The sequence below is a fragment of the Bartonella sp. AC130YNZD genome (genome assembly GCF_042196865.1).
In the GTDB taxonomy this organism is placed as follows: domain Bacteria; phylum Pseudomonadota; class Alphaproteobacteria; order Rhizobiales; family Rhizobiaceae; genus Bartonella.
The window spans coordinates 1-1,725 of record NZ_JBHIQZ010000088.1; the positions used below are offsets into that span (position 1 = coordinate 1).

General features: G+C 33.4%; 2 protein-coding genes. Both read right to left on the reverse strand.

The window, feature by feature from the left end:
• Positions 1–640: 640 nt before the first annotated feature.
• Entirely contained in the window at positions 641–1,219 is a 579-nt protein-coding gene (locus ACFINU_RS09720) for an SMI1/KNR4 family protein (RefSeq protein WP_375618960.1), read from the reverse strand.
• 54 nt (positions 1,220–1,273) lie between these two features.
• Positions 1,274–1,725 (reverse strand): HNH/ENDO VII family nuclease (locus ACFINU_RS09725; RefSeq protein ID WP_375618961.1); only part of this gene is annotated, 452 nt, incomplete at its 5' end.

Genomic DNA, 1,725 nt, shown 5'->3' on the forward strand with positions numbered 1-1,725 from the left:
GTTTTTTTACATAATAGCAGCAACCCTCAAAACTCAAAATCCCTTCAAAACTCATAACCTAATGATCTTGATAGCATTTCTTATGGGGTACAAGCTATCTTTTGAAAGGCTTTAAAAGATCATATGCTTTCATAAAGCACGTTGTAATTAATTCTCTAAAATCATAAGTTTATATCTTCAAAAGAACTGATAAAAATTCATAAAAAGGATTTTGATAACGTAATCAGTTGCTTTTCATAAGACACGTTTTAATGTCTCACTAAAATGATCACTTTTGTCAGTTCAATTTACTGACACATAACTGACAAATATATATTGTGAGTTGAATTTATGGGTTACTATTTAATAAAGGTTGTATCATTAAAATACTAACCTATTGAAATATAATAACTTTTATTTTCACTCATTTGAAAAAATAATTATAGGGTCTAAAAAGAACTGACAACACTGACACGGTCTATTAAAAGGGATTTTGCTAATCTTTATAATGATCAATCTCTTTTTAGATGTTTTCATAACAAGCAATAAATCGCAATTATCCTATTTATCAACTAGTTGTATAACATCATCTAAGGTATAGGTTTTCATAGATGATCCTCAAAACGTGCGTTATAAACGCTCCATATTTCCTCTATCAATTTCACCTCCTCCATAGTTTTTTCCAAAAGCTCTTGTAAAAAGGGATAGGTTGCGGAGTGGGAGTGTTCTCAATCTTTTCAATTGGTTGATCACCTTCAGGTATCTCAGCTCCCACGCTTTCTTTAATTCTTTTGCAAAGGAATTCATAAAAATTGCTAGCGTAATATTCGCAATCTTCAGATGGAAACATAACATAGATTGGGCATTCTCCATCCCTAAACTGCGTATAATCAAAGTAAAAGGTTTCATCAAAATCAGTACTGCTAACGAAAAGCTGTTCTGCTGTCATAAAACCGCGTTTTCTAGCATTTAAGTTTTGGTAAACAATATCATTAACAGAAACACCTATAGGATGCTCATAAAGGCTAAAGATTTCATCACCACCAATATCCCCACCTTTATAATGTTTAAAAAAACTCTTGTAAGACGATGTGAATTGTAAACCAAGAGCTTTCTCCGCCTTTTCAATCACAAGATCATCAACTGCATTATCTTTAATACGAAAATGGATAATATCATCATCATATTTATTCACTTTATCAATTAATACTGCAACATCAGCTAAGGTATAGGTTTTCATAGATTATTTCTCCAAACTTCTTTTTTCTCTCTTTTCATCAACCGTAGAGCATTACTACCGATGCTCCTGTCCCCATCTGTCAAAATCTATCCCTATGATACTCCATTTCATATTGATTATTCCTCCTAAATTATTGTTTGTTTGTTCTCTATATCCTTTAGCGCGTTCCTTCCAATATTCCTCTCTCCACTTACCAAACTTTTGTCTCTCTATAAGCGATTGATGTGTTTTGGAAGGAGCATGAATAACCGAACTATATTTTTGGTGAGATTCCTTGCTCATTTCTGCTATGGGCCCTTCAGGCGTTTGTTTTAGGTGATGCAATTCAACAGATTGACCATCAAAACCTATAGGTGCTCTTCCTGTTTCCATTCTCTCAATATTGGTGCCCCACACCGTTTTTCCTTTTTCTTCCCAATCAGAAATTCTGTTAGGATCAAACAGGTCGTCTCTCTGATAGGCTTTGTTAGTCTGTCCAAATTTGCTATCGGTAAATTTAGTGGGTT

Coding starts and splice junctions, on each gene's coding strand:
- ACFINU_RS09720 (WP_375618960.1), bottom strand. CDS start 1,219: ATGAAAACCTATACCTTAGCTGATGTTGCAGTATTAATTGATAAAGTG.